Origin of the sequence: Arthrobacter koreensis (assembly GCF_009193255.1) — a bacterium.
Classification (GTDB): Bacteria; Actinomycetota; Actinomycetes; order Actinomycetales; family Micrococcaceae; genus Arthrobacter_B; species Arthrobacter_B koreensis.
This window is the reverse complement of the sequence record NZ_WACG01000003.1, coordinates 20404-44052: the sequence shown is the minus strand read 5'-3', so window position 1 is coordinate 44052 and position 23649 is coordinate 20404. Positions and strand designations below refer to the sequence as shown.

Below are 23649 nucleotides of genomic sequence, written 5' to 3'. Positions count from 1 at the left end.
AACTAGGAGACATGTGAGCGCCACCGAATCATCCATGAGTATTGCCCGGACCGCAGCCAAAGCGGCTTCGGACAAGCTGGCCGACGACATCGTAGCCATCGATGTGAGCGAACGGCTGGCCATCACGGACATCTTCCTCATCGCTTCGGCCTCCAACGAACGCCAGGTCAACGCGATCGTGGACGGCGTCGAAGAGGAACTCGCCAAGGAAGGGCTGAAGCCCGTCCGCCGCGAGGGCCGGAGCGAAGGCCGCTGGGTACTGCTTGATTACGCCACCGTGGTGGTGCACGTACAGCATGAGGAAGACCGCGTCTTTTACGCTCTTGAGCGCCTCTGGAAGGACTGCCCCTCAGTGGACCTCCTGCTGCCTGACTCCGAGCCGGCTTCCGGGCAGGAATAAGCTATCCGGGTGCGGGGCAGGACTACCGGAACTGCTCCGCACCGCCTGAATTTCATAGGTGTAGTTTGATTTTGCACTGTGGCCCATCTGTACTAAAGTAGAGGAGTTGCTTCGGCCCGGAGGGAAAGAACCGGACTGAAGAAACATCCGAAAACTGCCTGTACTGGTACGGGTAATCCGGGGCTGTGGCGCAGCTGGTAGCGCACCTGCATGGCATGCAGGGGGTCAGGGGTTCGAGTCCCCTCAGCTCCACCGATAGAACGCCGGGCAGCCGGCATCTAGGGCTGAATGAATGCCATTCGGTGGACAATACAACTGAATTGGGGCTGTGGCGCAGCTGGTAGCGCACCTGCATGGCATGCAGGGGGTCAGGGGTTCGAGTCCCCTCAGCTCCACCACATGAATCCACCCCGGTCTTCGGACCGGGGTGGATTTTCGTTAACGCAGGGAGCCCGTTCACAGGACCCGCAGTCCGGCCCGCGCGCTAAGGGCCGTCAGCCCTTCGAGGCCGAACGCGCCCACCGGCCCCTGCACTCCGGACGCACCGGCCTGTCCGTCCCGGAGTGCCACGGCTGCTTCGGCGAGCAGCTCCCCGGTCAGGGTATAGACGTTGGGACCCTGCAGACGGACCTCGACGGCGGTATACCCGCGGCTGTCCGACAGGTTTGCCACCGTGTAGCTCCCGGACCTGGACCGTTCGCGTTCGTCCGGACCGCCGCCCGGCAAACCTCCCAGAGACGCAGCCCTGGCCAGGGCCTTTCGGCCACCCGGCAGCCTCTGCAGGGCGCCGGCGGCACGCGTGAGCGGTCCAGCCACACGGGCGAGCGCGGGAAACCATCCGTTGTAGACTTCCACGGCGGCGAGGCCGGGGTAGGTCCCGGGCAGGAACAATACCTCCGTGCCCATTGCGAGGAACGCCTGCCTCCTCCGGTCCTGCACCCTGAACTCGTATCTGGCGCTTCCCATCCGGCGGGTGAACAGCGAGCCGGAGCGGTACACCGCAGTTGGGCGGGTCAGCGCCTCCGCGAGGGTTGCCCGCGTCCCTCCACTGATGCCGCGCCGCAGCGATCCAAGCGCAAAATAACCGATGCGCAGGTAACCCCCGGGTGTGCCTGCTGCCTGCGCTGCCAGCGCGCCGGCCAGGACTCCGGGCACGTAATCGTAGCCGAAGGCGGGAACCATGGTGGCGCCGTTTGCGGCAGCCCGGTCCGAGAACTGCTCCTGGAGCCGCTGGACAAAATCGACTTCGCCGGTCGAGTCTACGTAGTGGGCGCCGGCGTCCGCTGCAGCTGCGGCGGCCGCGTAGCCGTACCTGCTGAAAGGACCAACCGTGGACACGAGCACGTCTCCGGCTCCCACCAGGGCCCGGACAGTGGAAGGGTCAGTGGCGTCGGCAGTCCGGTACGTAAGGCCGTTCGGAGCCGCGAGGGCCTGCAGCGACGCTGCGCTGCGCCCCGCAAGTACAGGGTCCACGCCCCGTGCAAGCAGCGAGGCGACCACCAGCCGGCCGGTGTAACCGGAGGCTCCAAAAACAACGATCCTGGGTGCCATCCCTGTTTCCAGCCTCCTCGGATTGCCCAGGCGCTGACACCGGGCAGTGACGCGCACAGTACGCGCAGTCTAGCGGCACAGGCTGGATCGAAACAGCAACGTTCAGCGGACCCGGGGAGCCGTGTGGCAGGCTGGGTGGGATGACGATTGAACCCCCGGCTCCCGGAGAGCCCCGCCGCCCGCACGGACCACGCGACGCCGGCGATGCCTGGGTTGTAGCCCCCGACGGACAACGGTACTGGGGCAGGTTCGGTGCAGCAGGGCTGCTCGCCTGCGATCCCGGCCGCGGCATCCTGCTCCAGCACCGGGTTTCATGGAGTCACCACGGCGGTACCTGGGCGCTGCCCGGCGGTGCCAGGCACCAGGGTGAGTCGGCACTCGATGCGGCGCTGCGGGAGTCCACCGAGGAAGCCGGCGTTCCGCCCGCTTCACTGCGCCCCAGGTTTATGAGTGTCCTTGACCTGGGCATCTGGTCCTATGCCACGCTCATGGCCGATGTTGAACAACCGTTCGACCCGGTGATCAGTGACCAGGAGAGCGTGGAACTGGCATGGGTGGCACCGGAGAACGTGGACGGGCTGCCGCTGCATCCGGCCTTTGCCGAGGCATGGCAGCGGCTGCGGCCACTGCTGGGAATCAGGCCGGCGCTGGTTGTTGACGCCGCCAACCTGGTGGGCACCGTTCCCGACGGCTGGTGGAAGGACCGCGCCGCCGCGGCAGAAAGGATCCTTGAAGCCCTGGCAGGACGCGGGCCGGCTGGTATGCCGGCAGACCTGCTGGGACTCCCGGAGGACCTCTGGTACCCGGAGATCACTGTGGTGCTTGAGGGCCGGGCACGTACGGCCAGGGACACAAGCGGCCTGGAGATCATCCGTGCCGAAGGCTCCGGGGACGACGCCGTCGTGGAGGCTGTGCGCCGGCTCGCAGCCGAGGGGCGCACGGTAAGTGTCGCCACCAGTGACCGGGCGCTTGCCGAAACCTGCCGGGCACTGGGCGCCCACGTGGCGGGTGCCGGAGTACTGCGTACCGTGCTGGAGCCCTAGGCCCGGATCCCGGGGCGGCAGAAGGTGCGCAGGAAACCCGCGACGATCATGCCCTGTCCGGCGCAGTACGTCAGCATCACGAGCGCGCTGGTGATGTCCGGCATCGACTCAGGCATGAAGATGCGGAAGGCAAGAATGGTGTCCGAGCCCAGGAAGAGCACACCGCCGGCGGCGATCAGCGGGCTGCAGCGGGCCGCCGTGGCTGCCGTTCCGCCAAGCACCACACCGTAAAGCGCGACGGCGGGAGCCAGGGATCCCAGCGACGGCCAAAGTACCAGCAGCATGGCGGCCCACCACAGCGGGAAGACCAGCGCCCAGCGGGGGAAGCCGCGCACCGACGCGTACTTCCAGAGCAGCCTGATGTAACACAGGTGCGCCTGGCCAAAAGCGCCCAGCATCACCGGCAGTTCGGGAAGCCGGGGAAGCAGGGCGGCTGCGCCGTCGCCAATCCAGGAAAAGAGCAGGGCAGCGAGGATCAGGGCCGCCGGACCGTTCTGCCACCGGCCGCGCAGGCCCCACAGTGCTGCAGCGGCCAGCAGCGGCATGAGCGTCAGCTTGGTGGGTGCGGCCAGCCAGTCGGCTTCGACGGCGCGGGCGGCCACGTGCACCGCGGACATGGCGGCAAACGGAGCAAACGCCCACCACCAGTTGCGCGGCGCTGCCTGGACCTGGTCACGGGCAGGGGCAGTGGACACGGACACTCCTTTGGATCGGATTGTGAGCATCCTAAACGAACCTTGCTGCCTCGGAACGGCGCGCCACGGGGCCCGTAAGATGAGTCGTGGCAACCCAGCTGGCCTGCTGCAGGAATGAAAGCGCTGGTACGCGCGTTACTCCTGAGGTGCGCGGCCCGGAACGGGCCGGACGCAGCCGGCGTTGCCGCCGCGCAGAGCCGGACTTTTCCGCTGTGTCAGCCAGCACCAAGAACCCCGCAGAGGATATCTTCACCCTTGAGTACCGAAACCCGCCCGGCCCTTCGTCCGGCAAACAACCACAGCCCCGGCACGGACCGCCTGGATGCACGAACCAAGACCGTGATTGGGCTGCTGCTGGTCTCATCCTTCGTGGTGATCCTGAATGAGACCATCATGAGCGTGGCACTGCCCCGGCTGATGGCGGACCTGCAGATCACCGCGCCCACGGCCCAGTGGCTCACCACCGGTTTTATGCTGACCATGGCCGTAGTCATTCCGGCTACGGGATACTTGCTCCAGCGCTTCACCATGCGCGCCCTGTTCCTGGCTGCCATGTCACTGTTCAGCGCAGGGACGCTGCTGGCAGCCCTCGCCCCGGGGTTCGGAATGCTTCTGGGCGGCAGGATCATCCAGGCCAGCGGCACGGCCATCATGATTCCGCTGCTGATGACAACCGTGCTGAACACCGTCCCTGTCCACCGGCGCGGCACCATCATGGGCACCATCTCCATTGTCATCGCGGTGGCTCCGGCAATCGGCCCCACCGTCTCAGGCCTCATCCTCAGTGTGCTCGACTGGCGCTGGATGTTCTGGCTCGTCCTGCCCATCGCCCTCCTGGCGCTGGGACTTGGAGCGCTGAAGGTACAAAACCTGACCGAGACCAGGCGGACGCCGTTTGACGTGCTCTCCCTCCTGCTGTCCACGGTTGCCTTCGGTGGCCTGATTTTCGGGCTGAGCAGCATTGGCGAAGCGGCTGCCGGCGAGGCACCTGTCCCGGTGTGGATCCCCGTAGCCCTGGGCGCACTCTCGCTGGCCGCCTTCGTTGCCCGGCAGCTGTTCCTGCAGCGCAGTGACCGTGCGCTGATGGACCTGCGGACGTTCTCCAGCCGGCCGTTCGTCGTCGCAATCATCATGGTCCTGATCAGCATGATGGCACTCTTCGGTGCCCTGATCGTCCTTCCCCTCTACCTGCAGAACGTCCTCGGCCTGACCGCTCTGGATACCGGGCTGCTGCTGCTGCCCGGCGGCGTCGTTATGGCTGTCCTGTCGCCGATCGTGGGCCGGCTCTATGACCGCGTGGGCCCCCGCCCGCTGGTGATCCCCGGAGCGCTGGTGCTTACCTCCGCCCTGTGGGGACTCACCATGCTGGACCAGGACACTCCGGTTGCCCTGGTGATCGCCCTGCACTGCCTGCTGAACGCCGGTCTTGGGTTCATCTTCACCCCGCTGTTCACGTCCTCGCTGGGGTCACTGGACCGTTCCCTCTACTCCCATGGCAGCGCGATCCTGAATACCCTGCAGCAGCTGGCGGGAGGCGCCGGAACGGCAGTGTTCATCACCCTCATGACCACCGGAACCGCGGACGCGCTCAGCAACGGTGCCGACGCCGTCGAGGCTGCAGCCGCGGGCGTGCATACTGCCTTCTTCTGGGGCGCCGTGGTGTCAGTTGGCGCCCTGGCGGTGTCCTTCCTGGTGCGCCGGCCGAAGAACGCCGCCCCTGCCGAACCGGGAGGAGCCCACTAAACGGTCAGGGACCCAGCACCCGGTCCAGGTAAGCGTTCGTGAAAACCCGGTCAGGGTCCAGGTCATCGCGCAGGCGGACGAACCGGCCAAAGAGCGGATAGCGTTCCGCCAGACTCGCCGCACCGAGGCTGTGTTCCTTGCCCCAGTGCGGCCGGCCTCCGTGGGCCAGCATCAGTGCTTCGAAAGCGGCGAAATACTCGCCGGGGTCTTCGCGGTAATAGCGGTGTACGGCGATGTAGGCGGTGTCCCGGCCGTACGCCGTGGAGAGCCAGCGGTCATCCGCGGCCGCCCAGCGGACTTCCACCGGGAAAGAGATCCGCCAGTGCGGATTGTCCGCCACGAGCTGCCGCAGACCGGCGAAGGCGGAAGGCAGGTTCTGTGCGGGAACGGCGTACTCCATTTCACGGAACCGCACCGTCCGGTCCTGGGTGAAAACCCGGGAAGACCGGTCCGTGTATTCGCGGCCGCCGAGCGCTGCGGCCGCCACCCGGTTCACGGCCGGAACCATCGCGGGTATCGCAGAACCGGCGGCGCAGGTAGCCCGGAACACAGTGTTGGAGAGCAGCGAATCATCAACCCAGCGGCGCAGCGGCGGCAGCGGGGCCGGGGGAGAAGAGGCGGGCAGTCGGGTATTGGTCTTCGTGGCGGCCCGGCCGGTGTGAGGAAACCAGTAGAACTCGAAGTGGTCCCCTTCTTCCACCCGATCGGCCAGACCGGAGACGACGGTCTCGAGGGATTCCGAACGTTCCTCGGCACGCAGGAGGAATGCCGGCACGCACTGCAGCGTGACCTCGGCAATAATCCCCAGCGCTCCGAGTCCGAGGGCAGCGGCCGGGAGCAGCGGGTCCCCCTCCGGCAGGCTGAGGCGGCCGCCGTCGGGCTGGATGAGGACCAGCCCGCAAACCTGGGTGGACAGTCCGCCGAATCCGGCACCGGTGCCGTGGGTGCCGGTGGAAACGGCGCCGGCGATCGACTGCCGGTCAATGTCGCCCAGGTTCGGCATCGCCAGGGCGTAGGGAGCCAGCAGCCGCGGAACCGCATGCAGGCGGGTGCCGGCCAGCAGTGTCACCCGGCCCGTTCCCGGATCAGCGCTCACCAGTCCCTGCAGCCGGGAGAGGTCCAGCAGCACATCCGGCGCTTCCGCGATCCCGGTGAATGAATGCCCGGCGCCCACGGCCTTCACCCGCAGTCCTTCCGCGGCAGCGCCCGCCACGGCGCGCTGCAGGGAAGCGACCGACGCCGGAACCTGGATCCGCTGCGGCCGCACCCGGACGGTCCTGGCCCAGTTCTGCCAGCTGCGTCCCTTCACCGGCCCGCGCCGGATGTCCGGGCTGGGATCGACCCGTTTCACAGGAAGGCCTTGCCTTCGCCGCGGTACGTCGGCAGGACGGCTGCCACCTGCCCGTCCCTGACCAGATGGAACTCATTCACCCGCTCGGACAGTTCTCCGGACTTAGCGTGCCGCAGCCAGACGCGGTCTCCGGGCCTGAGACCGCCCGCTGCCGGTCCTGCGAGCGGCGTCTGGACCTCGCCGGCACCCTCCCGCGGCACCAGGCGCAGGCCCCGGGGCCACGCAATCTGCGGTACCCGGCTGGAATCGGGAGGGCCGGAGGCGATCCACCCCCCGCCAAGCACCGTGGCAAACCCGGGACCGGGGCGCCGGACCACATCCAGGGCGACGGCGGCTGCCGGGGCGGGTGAAAAGGACCGGTAGTTATTGAACAGGTGCCCGGCAAAGATACCGGATCCGGCGGTGATTTCAGTGACCGCCGGATCAGCGGCCGTGGCTTCAACCGAGCCGGTGCCGCCGCCGTTGACGAACTCGAGGTTGGCCACCTCGCCCAGTGCCTGCACGATCCGACCGCGCCGGGCGGTGAGTTCGGCCATGGACCGGTCCTGGACCAGGCGCATGAGCCGGTTGCGGACGGCGACACCGGGGACAGCGTTCCCTACGCCGGCCACCTGCGCTTCATACATCATCAGGCCCACCAGCCGGAACCCGGGCCTGGAAGCGACCGCGCGGCCAAGCTCGGCAACCTGTGCCGGGGTCTGCAGGGGAGAGCGGCGTGTGCCGATGAAGCCGAGCAGCCGTGAGCGCCAGGAAGCGTCGGCGTCCAGGCAGATCCGCAGCGTGCAGCGGCTGGCCGGGGGCAGCACGGCGTCGATCAGGTCAAGCTGCTCCTCGCCGTCGACCATCAGCGTGACCCGGGAGGCCAGCAGTTCGTCCCCCGCGAGGCGGCGCAGCGCTTCCCGGTCCGAGGTTGGGTAGCCCACCACCACGTCGTCGAAGTCCCGGGCGAGCCACAGGGCTTCCGCGAGCGTGAAGGCAAGGATTCCGGAAATGCCCGGCACCTGCTGCAGCGACTGAAGCACCCCGCGCACCCGGAGGGACTTGCTGGCGATTCGCAGGGGTACTCCCGCGGCGCGGCGCACCAGGTCACGGGTGTTCCAGCGCAGGGCATTCAGTTCCAGTACCGCGGCAGGAGCGGGAATCCCGGCCACCGCGCCGGTCAGCGATGCCCAGTGGGCATCCGGGTTCAGCCAGGGTTCGGCGTCGGGGCCGGCGATGGCGCCGGCGGCCAGGTCCAGCATCGTGCCGCTCGGTCCGGAACGCAGGACATCGGGGGAACCGGTATCTTCCATGCCTGGATCCTAGCGGCGGCAAGTGCGTTTAAGGCTGAGGTTCGTCTCCCAGATAGGCCAGGAGCGCAGACCGGACGAAGGCTGCGCCGCCGTCCCCGCCGTAGTTCGCCGCGAACCGCGGATCCGACACGTACATTTCCGCGAGGGAGCGGACGTAGCCATCCAGCTCTCCCTCACCCGTGGGAGCTCCCGGGACGCTCTTCAGCCACGCGACGTGCCGTTCCGCGAGTCCGCGCGCCACGGGGCCGGTGGGATCAGCTCCCTGTTCAGCGGCCTCTGACCAGGCCCGCCCCAGTTCCTGCGTTTGTTCCTGCCAGGCGGCGCGCTCCCCGTCGTCCATGTTCTTCCACCATTTCTCGGAGCGCGCGTACGCTTGGGTCCCCCATCTGCTTTCAACCTCCTCCTTGTACTGGGTGTGGTCGAATCCGTCGAAGGTTTCTTCGGGCATGATCTGCTGTCCTTTCTCCAATGCTGTGATGGTCTTCCGGACCGATGCGGCCTGCCGCAGCAGCCGGTCCTGTTCTTTCTCCAGCCAGGCCAGGTGGTTCCGCAGCGCCGCCGCGGGGTCTTCGCGGCGTTCCAGGAAGCCGGCGATCTCCGGCAGGCCCAACCCCAGTTCGCGCAGCAGCAGGATGCGCTGCAGCCGTACCAGGGAATCGCGTCCGTAGTAGCGGTAGCCATTGCTGCCGGTCCGCGCAGGGGGCAGGAGGCCAATCGCGTCATAGTGCCGAAGCGTCCGGCTGGTGATGCCGGCCCGGCGCGCCACGTCCTGCACGCTGAACTCACGTGCCGGTTCCGCGCTGTGCGTGTTCATACTGCAACGCTAAGGGTTGACGCAGCGTCAATGTCAAACCGTTCAGCTGAGCAGTGCTGCCAGGTCCCGCAGCTCGCCGGCAGCTGTCAGCGTTGCGGCGGTTCGCAGCAGACCGCCGATGTTCTCCGGACTGGCATCGTCCAGTGCATGCCCGACGCCGGGCAGCAACGGGACCTGCAGGCGCACGTACCGCTCGCCAATGGCGAGGCCCAGCAGGTTTCGGGTGAGGCGGCCGGGTGCTCCATACAGGGACTCGATGATCGGTTCCAGGGCGGCGAGCTGCTCAGGGTGTGCCAGCTGGGACACCGCATTGGGCTCAAGGGACTCTCCACCGTTCTGCAGGCCGGTTCCCATGGACACCAGCAGGATGTCCTCACCTTTCCGGACCGTGCGCTGCTGCACCAGGGCGATGGCGAACCCCACAAAGGCAGGATCGTTCGCGGCCAGCCCGCCGTCCACCAGCAGCCGGTCCACGCCGTCCGGCCCGCGGTAAGGCACCGGTTCAAAATAGGTGGGGGCGGACGACGTCGCCAGTGCCGCGAGCTGCATCGGTGCGTCCCCGAGCGGGTCCTGTCCAAGCCCTCCGCCGCTGAAGAGCAGCCCGGCGACGTTGCGGATGTCCACCGTCACAACTGCCACCGGTTTCAGGGCCGCGGAAAGCGGCAGGTCCCCAAAGAAGCCATTCAGGTACCGGCGCAGGGGCTCCGAGGAGTAGCGGGCCTTCGGACCCGGGGAAACGGTGCCGCGGGGTTCCTGCCCGGTGCCGGAGAAGATCTCCGCTCCGTGGTCAACGTAGAGGCTGAGCAATTCAGCGGCGGTGGGCGGCACGCCGTTCGTGCCGGGGCTGGTGAGCCCCAGGGCCAGGATTCCCCCGGTTGACGTTCCGACCACTACGTCAAAGAGTTGGGAGACCGGTTTTCCGGTTTGTTCCTCGAGGGCGGCAAGCCAGGAGGCCGGGAGGATTCCCCGGATTCCGCCGCCGTCAAGTGAAAGGACTCGAATCATTGCGGCTCCCAGGGTTGTGGCGGGCGTGGCGGTACGTGGGAGCCATGCTGGCTGCCGGCCTCGGAGCCGGTCAACGGTGCGCGCCCGTTCCGCCAGCCAACGGCCGGAACCTCTTTGTTACGGAGCGGTCACAGCGTATTGCCAGTATTCCGGGTTACGCTTGCCACATCTACAGGGCAATTGCTCTACTACGCGGCTGGGAAGTCGAAGAGACTCCAGAGGCGCTTATGAGCATTGCTGCACAACCACGTACCACCAGGAACCGCGAGAACGCTGTTGCAAGCAGCTATTCAGCGCTGCTGAAGATCATCCGCGACGAAGGGCTGCTCAAGCGGCGCCGTGCTTTCTACATCACCACCTTCGTGTTCCTCTGCGCCGGCCTCATCGCTGCCGGCACCGGCTTCTTCCTGATAGGGGAGAGCTGGTTCCAGCTGCTGATCGCAGCAGCACTGGGCATCCTGTTCACGCAGCTTGCCTTTATTTCCCATGAAGCTTCCCACCGCCAGGTATTCGAGTCCGGTCCCGCGAACGACCGCGCCGGTCGATTCCTCGCCAACGCCGTCGTAGGCATCAGCTACCAGTGGTGGATGAACAAGCACACCCGGCACCATGCCAACCCCAACACGGTGGGCAAGGACCCGGACATCGAGATGGACACCATCTCCTTCCAGGTTGAGCAGGCCGAAACCCGCAAGGGTTTTCTGGCGTGGCTGACCCGCCGCCAGGGCTGGCTCTTCTTCCCCCTGCTGCTGCTCGAAGGCATCAACCTGCATGCAACCTCCATCCGGCACCTGTTCTCCAAGAACAAAGTCAAGGGCCGCTACACGGAGATCACCATGGTCTTCCTGCGCCTGGGCCTCTACGTGGCCGCAGTGTTCTTCTTCCTGCCCGTGGGTATGGCGTTCGCCTTCCTCGGCGTCCAGCTCGGCGTCTTCGGTGTCTACATGGGCGCGTCCTTCGCGCCGAACCACAAGGGCATGCCGCTGATTCCGCGTGACTCCAAGGTTGACTTCCTCAGCCGTCAGGTCCTGACCTCGCGTAACATCACCGGCCGCGGCATGAACACGTTCATGGGCGGACTGAACTACCAGGTGGAGCACCACCTGTTCCCGAGCATGCCGCGCCCGCATCTGGCCCGTGCCTCGGAAATCGTGAAAGAGCACTGCGCCAAGCACAAGATTCCGTACACCGAGGCAACGCTGACGCAGTCCTATGCGATTGTGGTCCGCTATCTGAACCGCGTGGGTCTTTCCGCCCGCGATCCGTTCGACTGCCCGGTGCGGTCCCAGTACCGCTAGGCCACGCGCTGCCGGAACAGGCAGGCAGGGACGGCTCCCGGTCCGGGGGGCCGTCCTTTTGCGTTGTCCGGAGCCGAAGCCGGATATAAAGTGCCCTGGCTGTCTGCAAGACTGGGGGCATGCCTTCAACTCCCGTAGCCGGACTGCCCGCCGTTAAACGCACCAAGGACCAGGCAATGCATATTGGTGCCAGGCTCGAGGACCGGATCCACTCCACCCGCATGAACGCTGCCCGCAAAGGCGGGGGCGTGCAGACGGTGCTGTCCTTCACCGGGTACGGCTCGACTACCTGGGTGCGGGTGCTGGGCAGGGTGGTCCTGGCCAAGCCGGGCAAACTCTCGGCCCGCACCGGAACCGCGCAGGCGCTGCGTGACGGGGTGCGCGGGTGGCGGAACTTCATCAGCCCGCCGGTCAACGACGCCGTCGTCTGCGTCGAGATCGGCGATGAAAAACACCTTGTCACCGCAGACCGCGGCGGTGTCATCGACACCGTACTTCCGGCATCCCTGGCGCCGGGCTGGCAGAGCATTACGCTGCGTCCGGAGGCAGAGCCCGACGCCGCGCCGGTTGCCTCCCCGGTCTACATCGTCGATCCGGCGGCCACGACGGGCGTCATATCCGATATCGACGACACCATCATGGTCACTGCCCTGCCGCGTCCCTTCCTCGCCGCGTGGAACACCTTTGTCCTCGATGAGCATGCCAGGACTCCCACCCCGGGGATGGCAGTGCTGATGGACCGGCTGATGCGGGAGAACGAAGGCGGACCGGTTTTCTATCTCTCCACCGGGGCGTGGAACGTAGCCGCAACCCTGACGCGCTTCATCACCCGCAACCTGTACCCGGCCGGGCCGCTGCTGCTCACTGACTGGGGCCCCACCCGTGACCGCTGGTTCCGAAGCGGTCCGGAGCATAAACGCACCCAGCTTGAGCGTCTGGCCAAGGAGTTCCCGGACATCAGCTGGCTCCTCATCGGAGACAACGGCCAGCATGATGAGGCAATTTATGCGGAGTTCAGCCGGACCCATCCACAGAACGTGCGGGCCGTGGCCATTCGGGAACTTTCCCCGAGCGAGGCCGTCCTGGCCGGCGGACGGTCATCCGGTCCCGGCGCCCCGCCGCGGGACATTCCCTGGATCTACGCTCCGGACGGTGCAGGAATGTCCCGGCAGCTGATGGAGAAGGGGATCCTGCCCGAGGCCGGCTAAGGCTGGTCTTCCTCCGTGCGGATGGTGCGCATGATGCGCCGCAGGCTCATCGCCAGCGAGGCGGTGGCGTCCATCGGGGTGTCCGGTGACGCTTGTCCGTTCATGGTGCTGACGAGCTCCCGGACGGCGTTGACCGCCTCGGCGTACTCCTGCGCATCGGCGTCCCAGGTTTCGACTGCGTCCGCGGACGTGAGCATGGCGCGTTCCAGTGCCTCGGACACCGTCCCGGGAACCGGAGTCTCCTCCGGCGAGGTCCAGATGGCCGTGGCCAGGACCTCTGTCATGTCCTCCACATAGAGCGTGACGCGTTCCATGGCGCGCAGCGCACGGAAATCTGCGTTCAGGTCACGCTGGTGGCGCCGCCGCCGAAGGTTGCCGTGGCGGCTGGAGTCGGCCAGCTGCACCGCTTCCCGGACTTCGCGGCTGAAGGAAATCAGCTCCGTGCGGCGGTTGGACCAGTCCTCGTGCTCCGGCGGCCACGACTCGCCAACGGCCATGCCCATTTCCCGCAGCTGGCGGGCCAGGGTAAGCCGCAGCGAGGCCAGTCCGTCCACCGCGCCGTTCAGGTGCAGCGGCGGATAGAGCACTGCGTTGACGGTTAGGCCCACGAGAACGCCCACGAGCATCTGTACGGCGTAGCCGTAGGAGTAACCGTCGGCGTCGTCGCCGCCCAGTACCAGCACGAACAGTGCCGCTACCGGCAGGTAGTCCCGCCCTGCGCCGAGCCGGGGAATGCCGGCGAGCAGCACGCCGAGTCCCACAATCAGGGAGATGGTCCACACGGTGGGTCCGCCAAACAAAAGGGCGATCAGGGCCAGGCCGATTCCGCTGACGAGGCCAATCAGGGTCTGGATTCCCGCCCGCGCCGTGCCGGCGACCGTCGGATACATACTGACCAGGGCGCCCAGGGGCGCGTAATACGGGTACTCGGAGGCGACTCCGGGAATCAGCGGGGCGATGCTCCAGGCGATGCCGACTGCCACGGCCGCCTTCACCGCGAGCTGGAAGCGGGTGTAGCGCAGCATCCCGGTGAGCCGGTTGGACACAGCTGCCAGGGACGGTTTGGGCAAGGACTTGCCGCGGAGAGCCATTTGGCCAGTATGCCTGCTGCCTGCCGGGCCGTCGATTTATGCGACCTGTCCCACTGCCCGGGCCAGCCGCCCGGCTGCCTACCGCGGCGGAGGAACCGGGCCGGGGGAGGGCGAGATGCTGATGCCTTCCAGCACATCGGCCAGCCGGTCCAGGAAGACCCGGGTGCGCGGACCCTGACGGTCATTGATGACCAGGGCAAAGATGCTCCGGGCCAGCCGGATCTCCGGAACGTCAAGGACAACGACGCCGCGGCTGTGGTTCAGCATGGCCAGTTCCGGTACCAGCGCGGCCCCGATGCCCGCGGCGGCCATCTCCAGGCTGGCATTGAAGTCGTCGCAGTAGGCAGCCACCCTCGGATGGAGGCTGCAGCTGGCGAACAGCCGTTCAATGACGAGCGCATCCGGAGTGCCCGGGTGGTGCATGATCCACGGCATGTCCGACAGCTGTTCGGCGGTGACCTTGGCACCCGGCCGGATTCCCCATGCCTCGGGAAGCACCACACGGAAGTTGTCATCCCCAAGCCATTGCCGGCTCACGGTCCCGGGCCAGGCCAGGCCGCCCTGTCCCACCTGGAACACCAGTGCCACATCCAGTTCCCCGCCGCTGCGGAGCCCCTGGATTGTCTGCCCGGGCTCGGCCACGAAGATCTTCAGGTCAATCCCCAGGTCCTTCCAGTCCGGGGACCCCACGAGCCGGGGGAGGGCGAACGTGGCGAGGCTGGGAAAGATGCCCAGGCGCAGTTCGTGCCCGGTGCCGGCTTCCGCGCGGGCCGCGGCGGCCAGCAGTGCGTCCATGTCGGTCAGCACCTTGGCGGCGTGGCGGGACATGACGACGGCGGCTTCCGTAGGCACTGCCGCGCGCGCGGACCGCTCGAAGAGGGTGGTTCCGGTCTCGCGCTCCAGTGCGGACATCTGCTGGGAAACGGCGGAGGCGGTGTAGCCGAGGTGCACTGCGGCTGCTGCGAAGGACCCGCTGCGCATAACTTCGAGCAGGGTCTTGAGGTGGATCGGATTGACCACGGCCGTCGTTTTCCCCTCTGTGGTGCGTCGAATCGACGTCGACCACAATATCTAGTGGTGGCAGCTACTACGCGCGACACGCCCAGCAGCGGCGACACGCGATCATTCCGCCAGCCCCACAGCATGTGCACCCGGTCTCCACAGGCTGTGGAGAAGTACGTGTTTCCCAGCGGAATCCCACGTAAATCCACGGCTCTTCCTGTGCAGAAACTGTGGACGACGGACGTGTCGAATGACATACTTGTAATACATCATCTAGGGGTAGGGCATCGGCTGTCGCACTAGATGTAGTGGCTGGATGTAGTATCAATGGACAGACTTCAGCATTACCTAGGGGAGACCACCATGACCGTCACGGTTTACACCAAGCCCTCGTGCGTACAGTGCAACGCCACCTACCGCGCCCTCGACAAGAAGGGGATCGCGTACCAGAGCGTCGACATGTCCCAGGACCCGGAGGCACTCGAGCGCGTACGGGCACTGGGGTACATGCAGGCTCCCGTGGTTATCACGGATCAGGACTCCTGGTCCGGCTTCCGCCCGGACAAGATCGAGGAACTGGCCCAGGCCAGCGTCACCTCCGTCGCCTAGCCTGGACTAGACGCACGCTGCCGGCCCCTGCCGGGAAGGCACAAGGGCCGCACGAACGCAGTACCGGCGCAGCCGCCAAGAAAAGCCAAACCGCTGTCAAAGAAGCAGGATGCAATGACATTGGGAACCGTGATTCCGGGAGCCGGAGCCGCCTCAGGCTCCGGCAGGGTGCACGTCCCGGGCCGCTCGGCCGGGAACGCGGATTCCCCCGAGCCGAATCCGGTCACTGACGCAGACCTGGTGTACTTCACCTCTGCGTCCGGCTACACCGGACGGTTCGCAGCCAAACTGAACCGGCCGTCCGCCCGGATTCCGCTGCTGACCTCCGCGCCGACTTTACTGGCGCGCCGGCCGTACGTCCTGCTGCTTCCCACCTACGGCGGAACGGCAGCGCAGCCGGGAGCCGCAGCCAAGGGTGCGGTTCCCAAACAGGTCATCAAATTTCTGAACGTCGAGTCGAACCGGGAACTTATCCGGGGCGTCATCGGCGCGGGCAACACGAACTTCGGTGAGAACTACTGCCTGGCGGCGGACATCATTTCCGCCAAGTGCAAGGTCCCCGTTTTGTATCGATTTGAACTCATGGGCACGTCGGAGGACGCTGCCACGGTAAACCAAGGATTGGAAGAGTTTTGGACACATCAGTCGCAGAAGCCGGCATGACGGACTCCAAGGAGCTGCCGGAAGCCTACAAGGGCCTGGGCTATCACGAGCTCAACGCCATGCTGAACCTCTACGGCAAGGACGGTGAAATCCAGTTCGACGCCGACCGTGCGGCTGCACGCCAGTACTTCCTTCAGCACGTCAACAACAACACCGTGTTCTTCCACGACCTGGAAGAGAAGCTGGACTACCTGGTCAAGAACGACTACTACGAGCGCGAGACGCTCGACCAGTACACGATGAACTTCATCCGTGAGCTCTACAACCGGGCCTACAAGAAGAAGTTCCGCTTCGAAACCTTCCTCGGGGCCTTCAAGTTCTACACGTCCTACACACTGAAGACCTTTGACGGCAAGCGTTACCTGGAGCGCTACGAGGACCGCGTGTGCATGGTTGCCCTGCACCTGGCCCGCGGCAACGAGCAGCTCGCCACCCAGATGGTGGATGAGATCATCGAGGGCCGTTTCCAGCCCGCCACCCCCACGTTCCTCAACGCCGGCAAGAAGCAGCGCGGCGAGTTGGTCTCCTGCTTCCTGCTGCGCATCGAAGACAACATGGAGTCGATCGGCCGGTCCATCAACTCCGCACTGCAGCTCTCCAAGCGCGGCGGCGGCGTTGCCTTCGCGCTGACCAACATCCGCGAGGTCGGTGCTCCGATCAAGCAGATCGAGAACCAGTCCTCCGGCGTCATCCCCGTGATGAAGCTTCTTGAAGATTCCTTCTCCTACGCCAACCAGCTCGGTGCCCGCCAGGGCGCCGGTGCCGTGTACCTGCACGCCCACCACCCGGACATCAACCGGTTCCTGGACACCAAGCGTGAGAACGCGGACGAGAAGATCCGCATCAAGACCCTCTCCCTCGGCGTCGTCATTCCGGACATCACCTTCGAGCTGGCCAAGCGTGATGAGGACATGTACCTGTTCTCCCCGTACGACGTCGAAAAGGTCTACGGCATGCCGTTCTCCGACGTCTCGGTCACCGAGAAGTACTACGAGATGGTTGACGATTCCCGGATCAAGAAGACCAAGATCAAGGCCCGCGAGTTCTTCCAGACCCTGGCCGAAATCCAGTTCGAATCCGGTTACCCGTACATCATGTTCGAGGACACGGTGAACCGGGAAAACCCGATCGACGGCAAGATCATCATGTCCAACCTGTGCTCGGAAATCCTCCAGGTTTCCCAGCCCACCACGTACAACGATGACCTTTCCTACGACCAGACCGGCAAGGACATTTCCTGCAACCTGGGTTCGCTGAACATTGCGAAGACGATGGATTCCCCGGACTTCGGCCTCACCATCGAGACCGCGATCCGTGCCCTGACCGCCGTCTCGGACATGAGCCACATCGGTTCGGTTCCGTCCATCGCCAAGGGCAACGACCAGTCGCACGCCATCGGCCTGGGCCAGATGAACCTGCACGGCTACCTTGCCCGCGAGCGGGTTCACTACGGTTCCGAAGAAGGCATTGACTTCACGAACATCTACTTCTACACGGTGGTCTACCACGCCGTGCGAGCCTCCAACCTGCTGGCCATTGAAACCGGCCGCACGTTTGCCGGCTTCGAGAAGTCCAAGTACGCCTCCGGCGAGTTCTTCGACAAGTACGTGAACGGCGAATGGGTTCCGCAGACCGAGCGTGTGCGGGAACTGTTCGAGAACGTGCACATTCCCACCCAGGCCGACTGGGCCGCGCTGCGCGCTTCGGTCATGGAGCACGGCATCTACAACCAGAACCTGCAGGCTGTTCCGCCGACCGGTTCGATTTCCTACATCAACAACTCCACCTCCTCTATCCACCCGGTGGCGTCGAAGATTGAAATCCGCAAGGAAGGCAAGCTGGGGCGTGTCTACTACCCGGCTCCGTACCTGACCAACGACAACCTGGAGTACTACCAGGATGCGTACGAAATCGGCTACGAGAAGATCATCGACACCTACGCCGCTGCCACGCAGCACGTGGACCAGGGCCTGTCCCTGACGCTGTTCTTCAAGGACACCGCCACCACGCGTGACATCAACAAGGCGCAGATCTACGCCTGGCGCAAGGGCATCAAGACCATCTACTACATCCGCCTGCGCCAGCTCGCCCTGGAAGGCACCGAAGTTGAGGGCTGCGTCAGCTGCATGCTGTAGCCGCCGTCCCGCTTCGACTTCTTCAAGACAAGGAAAACAATGACCGAGAAGCTTAAGCTGATCGACCACGTGCAGGCGATCAACTGGAACCGCATCCAGGACGACAAGGACGTAGAAGTCTGGAACCGCCTGGTGAACAACTTCTGGCTGCCTGAGAAGGTGCCCCTGTCCAACGACGTCCAGTCATGGAACACGCTGACGCCGGAAGAGCAGCAGCTGACCATGCGGGTCTTCACCGGCCTGACCCTGCTGGACACCGTGCAGGCAACTGTGGGTGCCGTCTCCCTGATCCCCGATGCGCTCACCCCGCACGAGGAAGCGGTCTACACGAACATCGCGTTCATGGAGTCCGTCCACGCCAAGAGCTACTCTTCGATTTTCTCCACCCTGTGCTCCACCAAGGAGATCGAAGAAGCGTTCCGCTGGTCCACGGAGAATGAGAACCTGCAGAAGAAGGCCCACATCGTCACGGATTACTACCGCGGCGATGATCCCCTGAAGCGCAAGGTGGCCTCCACCCTGCTGGAGTCCTTCCTCTTCTACTCCGGCTTCTACCTGCCGATGTACTGGTCCTCGCGGGCCAAGCTGACAAACACTGCAGACCTGATCCGCCTGATCATCCGTGACGAGGCCGTGCACGGCTACTACATCGGCTACAAGTTCCAGCGCGGCCTGGAGACTGTTTCCGAAGAGCGCCGCCAGGAGCTGAAGGACTACACGTACGAGCTGCTGTATGAACTGTACGAGAACGAAGTCCAGTACACGCACGACCTGTACGACGGCGTCGGGCTGGCTGAGGACGTCAAGAAGTTCCTGCACTACAACGCCAACAAGGCCCTGATGAACCTGGGCTACGAGGCTATGTTCCCGTCCACCCTGACGGACGTGAACCCGGCAATCCTTTCGGCGCTGTCCCCGAACGCGGATGAGAACCACGACTTCTTCTCCGGCTCGGGCTCGAGCTACGTGATCGGCAAGGCCGTGAACACCGAAGACGAGGACTGGGACTTCTAGTACGCTGCCGGAGCAAACTCGTTCCGCAAGCGGCAAAGGGCCGCCTATCCGGGGAAAATCCCGGATAGGCGGCCCTCCTTGTTTTATGCCGGAGACAAATCAGTTACCGGCGGCGCGGCCCCGCTTGGCAAACCGCAGAACAGTGCCAGCTGCCATCAGCAGAAGTCCTGCTCCAGCAGCAAGCATCCATCCCCGCTGGACGCCGGTTGCGGCCAGTGCGCCGCGGCCGTTCGAAGTGTCCGATGCGGCAGACGGCAGAATACCGCCAGCCTGCCCGGGGTCTGCGCTTCCGGTATTCGTTCCCGGGCCCGAAGTGTCCGGCGCCTGGCCCGTCCCTCCGGTACCCGGACCGGGCGTCGTGCCACCACCGTTCCCGGTGCCGCCGTCGTTCCCATTCCCTGGATCCACGGGATCAGCAGGATCCGTGGGGCCGGGTACCGGCCCCTGGTTGAAGGACAGCAGGTTCACCGGTGAGTAGTGCACGGCACCATGGGGGTCACGCGTCTCCACGTACCAGCCCCGCTCGCCTTCGCCGGGATCGGCCCAGGTTGCTGTAACAAGCGATCCGCTCTCGACACCGGTCTGGCAGCTGATGTCGGCAGTGGAGAGAATGTCCACTGAGAACGCATCGGTGGCCAGTTCCTTGGTGCGGACCTCGATGCCCAGGTCCGCATAGCTCATGGTGAATTCCTGATGGTGGGGTTCCAGCGAAGGATCGTTCGAGTTGTACTGGTCCAGCGACGGCGAGTAGGTGCGGGCGGTGACGTCCCCTGCGGCGTTGTCGAAGTGCAGGAGGCGCAGGAATCCCTGACCGCCCTCGGGCAGGCCCTGGTAGTCGAACAGGATCTGATGGACTTTCCGGTCGGTGGTGCCGTCGCCGTCGTCATCGAATTCGTCCACCCGGGTGTAGGCGTCGTGGTAGTGGCCGGAGAAGACCATGGCCACATTGGGGTTTGCCGCAACGACCTCGTTCTGGATCCGTTGCGGAACCGGCCCCAGCCCGCCGGTTGTTAGGAGGTATTCGTGCAGGTTCAGCACTGCGGTGCGTTCCGGGTATTTCTCCAGGACGCTGTTCATCCAGTCGATTTCCTTGTCGGCAGGTCCCCAGCCCATGTAGAGCATGATGAAGTCGATTCCGCCGGCGGTGATGAGGTCATAGTGTCCTCTGTTGTCCTGGTACGTGCCGCCGTACCAGGGGTTCTGGTTGAACCGGCCGGCGCCGAACCAGTTGGAGAAGGCTCCGTAGTCTCCTGTCTTGTGTCCGACGTCGTGGTTTCCGGCAAGCACCCCGTACGGCAGTCCTGCTTGGTCCAGCTGCCGGTAGGCGGCGTCTGCGTTTTCCCACTGGTATTGCTTGTCCGACTCATCGACGATGTCGCCGGTGTGGAACACGTACTGCAGGTTAAGATCATCGCGGCGGTTCAGGAAATATCGGTGGATGTTCAGTTGGTGCTCGTAGAAGGTCTCGTTGTAATACTGCGTATCCGATTCCCAGCCGAGCGTGAAGTCGTATTCGTTCCGGGGCGTGTCCTCAGAGTGGGCCGGCTCCACCACAGTGGACCGGGTGGACCGGTCCGCCCCGGCAAATCCTTCGGAGTGCTGAATTAGAACCTGTATTTTCCCCTCCGCTTCGTGTTCCGCTGCCGGAACCATGGCCGTGAGGTCGAAGGCGGACGAGCCGCTGGCTCCGGTGGTGACGTGGCGGTCCACCTCTTCCCACGCACCGCTGGTCCTGTTGAGTACATACATCAGGACCTTGGCATCGGGATTGGCCGATCCGGTCCACTCGAGCCTGGCGGTGTAGTCCGTTCCTGCGTTCGGCGGGACGGTGACTTCGAAGAGCTGGTACGGGAATTCGCTGCTGGAAGACACCTCGGATTCCACTCCGTCAGAGCCGGTGATTTTCTGCAGTTCCCGCTCATCCAGCAGAGTCTTCGCTGATCTGTCCAGACCGGCGGCGGTGCTGGTGGTGCCGCGGTACGACGCTACGGATGATGTCCCGGGGGCGAGGCGGTAGCCTTCCCGGAAGCACACGTCCAGGAGGTCTGCGCTGGGGTCCGTGACGCGGGCGCTCAACGTGACGGGACCGCCGTCGACCGCGGTGTTGTCTGCGGGGGAGAGTTCCTCTGCGGAGGGCTGCTCCACCGGAGTGGTGAACCGGATGGTCTTTTGGGCAATGTTGCCGGCCTTGTCCTGGCCCGAAATGGCCAGGTCATGGGATCCGGCCTGGAGGGTGAGCGACGACGTCTCGTAGGGGAGCGGGATCGTTTCCCCGTCGAGGAGGGCGCTGATGGAGTCAACGCCGGACCCGGCGTCCGAAGCAGAGGCGTCGATGGTGAAGGCGCCCTGGTAATCCTGCCCCTCCTCGATGGTTGTTGTGAGCTCCGGTGCGGTGTTGTCGACCCTGACGGTGCGGATGAGTGAGTACCCGGGAATTTCGGCGCTGACGTTGTGTCCGCCGTCCGGAACGGCCGTGGTGTCCCAGGCATAGGAACGGGCGGTGAACGCGTTCTCCGGGATTGTGAAGGAGGCATCGAAGAAGTCGAGCTTGCCCGCGCTGTCGCCCATGTTCAGCACCCGGTTGGGGTCCGTGTACCCGGCGGGGTACAGGGTGCGGCCATCGGGCAGGATCATTCTCAGGTTCTTGATCTGGAAGTCGTCATTGTTTTCATCCGGATCAATTTCGGGGGCCGCCTTCGTGCCTGAGTACACGCTGAGGACCGTGTCCTGGCCCGGAGAAACCTTGGACAGCGGTACGGAAACGGTGATGGTTTCGTAGCCCTCATAGATTCCGTCGTCGAAGATGTGCAGGATGTCTTCGCCGGCAAGGACACCGTTGCGGAAGAAGGTATCGACGCCGGCGGCTTCGAAGGCGAAAACCGGTTCGTCTTCGAGCGCCGGGTCGGTGCTCTCCACCGTCGTCCCGTCGATGTCCAGCTGTACGGGAGAGGGGTATTGGTCCGCCGCGGCGGCAACGGTGGTGGTACCCGAAACGAACTGACCCTCTTCGAGGTTCAGGCGGACAGGGGCGTTGTCCGCGCCTTCGGCATTAATGCGGCGCAACTGAGTCTGTGAGGTACTGCCCCCGTCACTGGCTACCAGGTAGTACTCGTACCACTTCTTCCCGGTGAGGTCGGCCGCCGCCACTTTGTGGGTGAACTGCAGGCTGGACGGCGTCCCGGGATTGGCAGCCTGGAGGTTGATGGCGGTGAAGTCCTGGTCTGCGCTGCTTTTGAGGTAAAGGGTCAGGCTGCGGACTATCGAGTTGTCCCGGGCTTCAGCGGCGATGGTCAGCTCGGTGCCGGCGCTGAAGGTGGACGATGTGGCATCAGTGATCTCCGGTGCCGACCCGTCCAGCGGCAGGACCTGCAGCGGGTTGGCGGCCTGCTGCCCGGATACTGCGCCCGGCGTAGGGGCCGCGTTGCCAAGCAGTGCCTGCCGTGTCCTGTCCTTCGCATCCGCAGCGTACTGCAGCCCCTGGCCCGCGGCGACGTCTTTGGTTCCGCCAAGGTTGTAGTAGGCCCGGTTCACGGGTATTCCGGATTTGGTGGTGATCTCGATGCCCCGTGCGCTGCCGTTCGCCATGCCCCCGGTATGGATTTCCACGATATCGGTGCCGGCGGCCAGGGTGGTGCCGTAGATCCGGTTGAACTCTTCGGCGTCCATGCCATCGTTGGGGCCGTTCTTGATCCAGAACACGAGGGTGCCGCCGGCGGGGATCGAGACGTTGCCGGGGCTGGCTGGCCAGTCCGTGATGCTGGAGTTGCTAAGGTCCTCCAGCGGGTAGAGATAGCGGAGCTGATAGTCGCCGAAGTTGATGGCGCGGCTGGTGGGGTTGTAAACCTCGATGAACTCGTATCCGTCAGAGCCGCCCACATTCGGTGAGTCCACGAGGAGCTCGGTGATCTGAAGTTCAGCGCCCTCCGCCGGGTTCGGTTCCGCAGGCGCTCCGGTTGGGGACGGAACGGGTACGGGTTCGGCCGGAGCAGGTGTTGGCTGCGGCTCGGACGGAGCCGGCCCGGGGGCCGGGCCGGCTGGCTCCAGTGCGGCTGGATCTACCGCGCCCGGGGTGGGAACTCCGGAACCGAGAACGCGAAGTGCAGGCGTGCCGCCGTCTCCGGGCCTGAAATGGGCGGAAACGTCAATGCCGGTCGAGCCGGCAGGGTAGTAGGACCAGCTGATGCTTTGGCCGGCATTATCGGAGACCCGGATGCCGCGTTCGCCGCCATTGGCTAGTCCGGCCTGTCCGGACACCCTAACCAGGGGGTACCCGCCCGGAGCCGTCCCGTCCAAAGACGCGTAGTAAGAGCGGAAGTCGGCGTCGGTCCTCCCGGCAGTGTCTACGGTCGCTGTTTGATACTGGACCCAGAACACGGTTGCCTGGCCGGGCCGAATCACTGTTCCGTCCGGAACCGAGAGAGGAACATCCCGGCTTTGGTCATCGGAATCGGTGTAGGTGTAGGAGAGCTGGGCTCCAGCCGTTCCAACGGAAATGTCGGTGCCTGTGGTGTTCAGGACCTCAAAGAATTCGAAGTTGTCATATCCGGTGTTGTCCGGTGCGATTTCGGTGACCATCAAAGCGGGTAAAACGGGCGCCGGGGCAGCGGCCGCTGCGCCCATTGACGTGGTCAGGAAACCGGCGGTAACAGCGGCAGCCAGGAACACGGCGGTCACGGAGGAAAGAGAATTCCGGCCACACCTTCCGGGCACGGGTTGGCAGTGGGACTGCGGCAAG

18 protein-coding genes and 2 tRNA genes are annotated in these 23649 nt (G+C 65.1%); 11 read left to right on the top strand and 9 right to left on the bottom strand.

Features of this window, described 5'->3' with window-relative positions:
- Positions 1-13 precede the first annotated feature (13 nt).
- From rsfS to GD628_RS10125, 3 genes are all read left to right on the top strand, one after another.
- Complete coding sequence (gene rsfS / locus GD628_RS10135) at positions 14-400, top strand: ribosome silencing factor (RefSeq protein WP_152274647.1); 387 nt, start codon at positions 14-16, stop codon at positions 398-400.
- A 179-nt stretch (positions 401-579) separates the two neighbouring features.
- Positions 580-652: transfer RNA gene (locus tag GD628_RS10130), tRNA-Ala, on the top strand.
- Positions 653-722: 70 nt separating this feature from the next.
- Positions 723-798 (top strand) — tRNA-Ala (locus GD628_RS10125).
- A 58-nt stretch (positions 799-856) separates the two neighbouring features.
- Here the strand turns inward: GD628_RS10125 and GD628_RS10120 are convergent.
- On the bottom strand, positions 857-1951 hold the full coding sequence (locus GD628_RS10120) for a saccharopine dehydrogenase NADP-binding domain-containing protein (protein ID WP_152274646.1): 1095 nt from the start codon (positions 1949-1951) through the stop codon (positions 857-859).
- A 140-nt stretch (positions 1952-2091) separates the two neighbouring features.
- Between GD628_RS10120 and GD628_RS10115 the strand changes: the two genes are divergently transcribed.
- Entirely contained in the window at positions 2092-2994 is a 903-nt protein-coding gene (locus GD628_RS10115) for an NUDIX domain-containing protein (RefSeq protein ID WP_152274645.1), read from the top strand.
- Here GD628_RS10115 and GD628_RS10110 read toward each other — a convergent pair.
- Complete coding sequence (locus tag GD628_RS10110; RefSeq protein ID WP_226802481.1) at positions 2991-3689, bottom strand: lysoplasmalogenase family protein; 699 nt, start codon at positions 3687-3689, stop codon at positions 2991-2993. The genes GD628_RS10115 and GD628_RS10110 overlap by 4 nt on opposite strands.
- Before the next feature lie 114 nt (positions 3690-3803).
- Here GD628_RS10110 and GD628_RS10105 point away from each other — a divergent pair, with 114 nt between their 5' ends.
- Entirely contained in the window at positions 3804-5432 is a 1629-nt protein-coding gene (locus tag GD628_RS10105; RefSeq protein WP_091604253.1) for an MDR family MFS transporter, read from the top strand.
- Between the two features lie 4 nt (positions 5433-5436).
- Here the strand turns inward: GD628_RS10105 and GD628_RS10100 are convergent, their stop codons facing one another.
- The 4 genes from GD628_RS10100 to GD628_RS10085 all read right to left on the bottom strand — a co-directional run bounded on the left by GD628_RS10100 (position 5437) and on the right by GD628_RS10085 (position 9894).
- Positions 5437-6783: a D-arabinono-1,4-lactone oxidase gene (locus GD628_RS10100; RefSeq protein WP_226802480.1), complete on the bottom strand. Its 1347-nt coding sequence runs from the start codon at positions 6781-6783 to the stop codon at positions 5437-5439.
- Positions 6780-8024, bottom strand: a complete 1245-nt coding sequence (locus GD628_RS10095; protein WP_152274706.1) for an amino acid deaminase/aldolase — start codon at positions 8022-8024, stop codon at positions 6780-6782. The genes GD628_RS10100 and GD628_RS10095 overlap by 4 nt, the downstream gene beginning before the upstream one ends.
- 79 nt (positions 8025-8103) lie before the next feature.
- Positions 8104-8889, bottom strand: a complete 786-nt coding sequence (locus GD628_RS10090; protein ID WP_152274643.1) for a MerR family transcriptional regulator — start codon at positions 8887-8889, stop codon at positions 8104-8106.
- Positions 8890-8931: 42 nt separating this feature from the next.
- Complete coding sequence (locus GD628_RS10085) at positions 8932-9894, bottom strand: patatin-like phospholipase family protein (protein WP_091604259.1); 963 nt, start codon at positions 9892-9894, stop codon at positions 8932-8934.
- 227 nt (positions 9895-10121) lie between these two features.
- Here GD628_RS10085 and GD628_RS10080 point away from each other — a divergent pair, with 227 nt between their 5' ends.
- Both GD628_RS10080 and GD628_RS10075 read left to right on the top strand, forming a co-directional pair.
- Entirely contained in the window at positions 10122-11192 is a 1071-nt protein-coding gene (locus tag GD628_RS10080) for a fatty acid desaturase family protein (protein ID WP_091604261.1), read from the top strand.
- 119 nt (positions 11193-11311) lie between these two features.
- A complete protein-coding gene (locus GD628_RS10075) occupies positions 11312-12400 on the top strand; it encodes an App1 family protein (RefSeq protein WP_226802479.1) in 1089 nt (362 codons plus the stop codon).
- Here GD628_RS10075 and GD628_RS10070 read toward each other — a convergent pair.
- Together GD628_RS10070 and GD628_RS10065 are read right to left on the bottom strand one after the other, a co-directional pair.
- Positions 12397-13491, bottom strand: coding sequence for an FUSC family protein (locus GD628_RS10070; protein WP_091604266.1), 1095 nt, complete (start codon positions 13489-13491; stop codon positions 12397-12399). The two genes, GD628_RS10075 and GD628_RS10070, sit on opposite strands and share 4 nt — an antisense overlap.
- Before the next feature lie 78 nt (positions 13492-13569).
- On the bottom strand, positions 13570-14511 hold the full coding sequence (locus tag GD628_RS10065) for a LysR family transcriptional regulator (protein WP_152274642.1): 942 nt from the start codon (positions 14509-14511) through the stop codon (positions 13570-13572).
- A gap of 345 nt (positions 14512-14856) precedes the next feature.
- On the opposite strand from GD628_RS10065, the gene nrdH reads away from it, so the two are divergent.
- The 4 genes from nrdH to nrdF all read left to right on the top strand — a co-directional run bounded on the left by nrdH (position 14857) and on the right by nrdF (position 18914).
- The gene (gene nrdH / locus GD628_RS10060) at positions 14857-15102 is read left to right on the top strand and encodes a glutaredoxin-like protein NrdH (RefSeq protein ID WP_091605847.1); all 246 of its coding nucleotides are present in this window, start codon (positions 14857-14859) and stop codon (positions 15100-15102) included.
- A gap of 114 nt (positions 15103-15216) precedes the next feature.
- Positions 15217-15765 (top strand): class Ib ribonucleoside-diphosphate reductase assembly flavoprotein NrdI, encoded by a 549-nt coding sequence (gene nrdI, locus GD628_RS10055; RefSeq protein WP_152274641.1) that lies wholly within the window; start codon positions 15217-15219, stop codon positions 15763-15765.
- A complete protein-coding gene (gene nrdE / locus GD628_RS10050; protein WP_176697597.1) occupies positions 15762-17900 on the top strand; it encodes a class 1b ribonucleoside-diphosphate reductase subunit alpha in 2139 nt (712 codons plus the stop codon). Before nrdI ends, nrdE begins: the two co-directional genes overlap by 4 nt.
- Positions 17901-17939: 39 nt before the next feature.
- Positions 17940-18914, top strand: coding sequence for a class 1b ribonucleoside-diphosphate reductase subunit beta (nrdF, locus tag GD628_RS10045; RefSeq protein ID WP_091604277.1), 975 nt, complete (start codon positions 17940-17942; stop codon positions 18912-18914).
- A 99-nt stretch (positions 18915-19013) separates the two neighbouring features.
- On the opposite strand, the gene GD628_RS10040 is transcribed toward nrdF, so the two are convergent.
- Positions 19014-23588 (bottom strand): metallophosphoesterase, encoded by a 4575-nt coding sequence (locus GD628_RS10040; protein ID WP_152274640.1) that lies wholly within the window; start codon positions 23586-23588, stop codon positions 19014-19016.
- Positions 23589-23649: the final 61 nt, after the last annotated feature.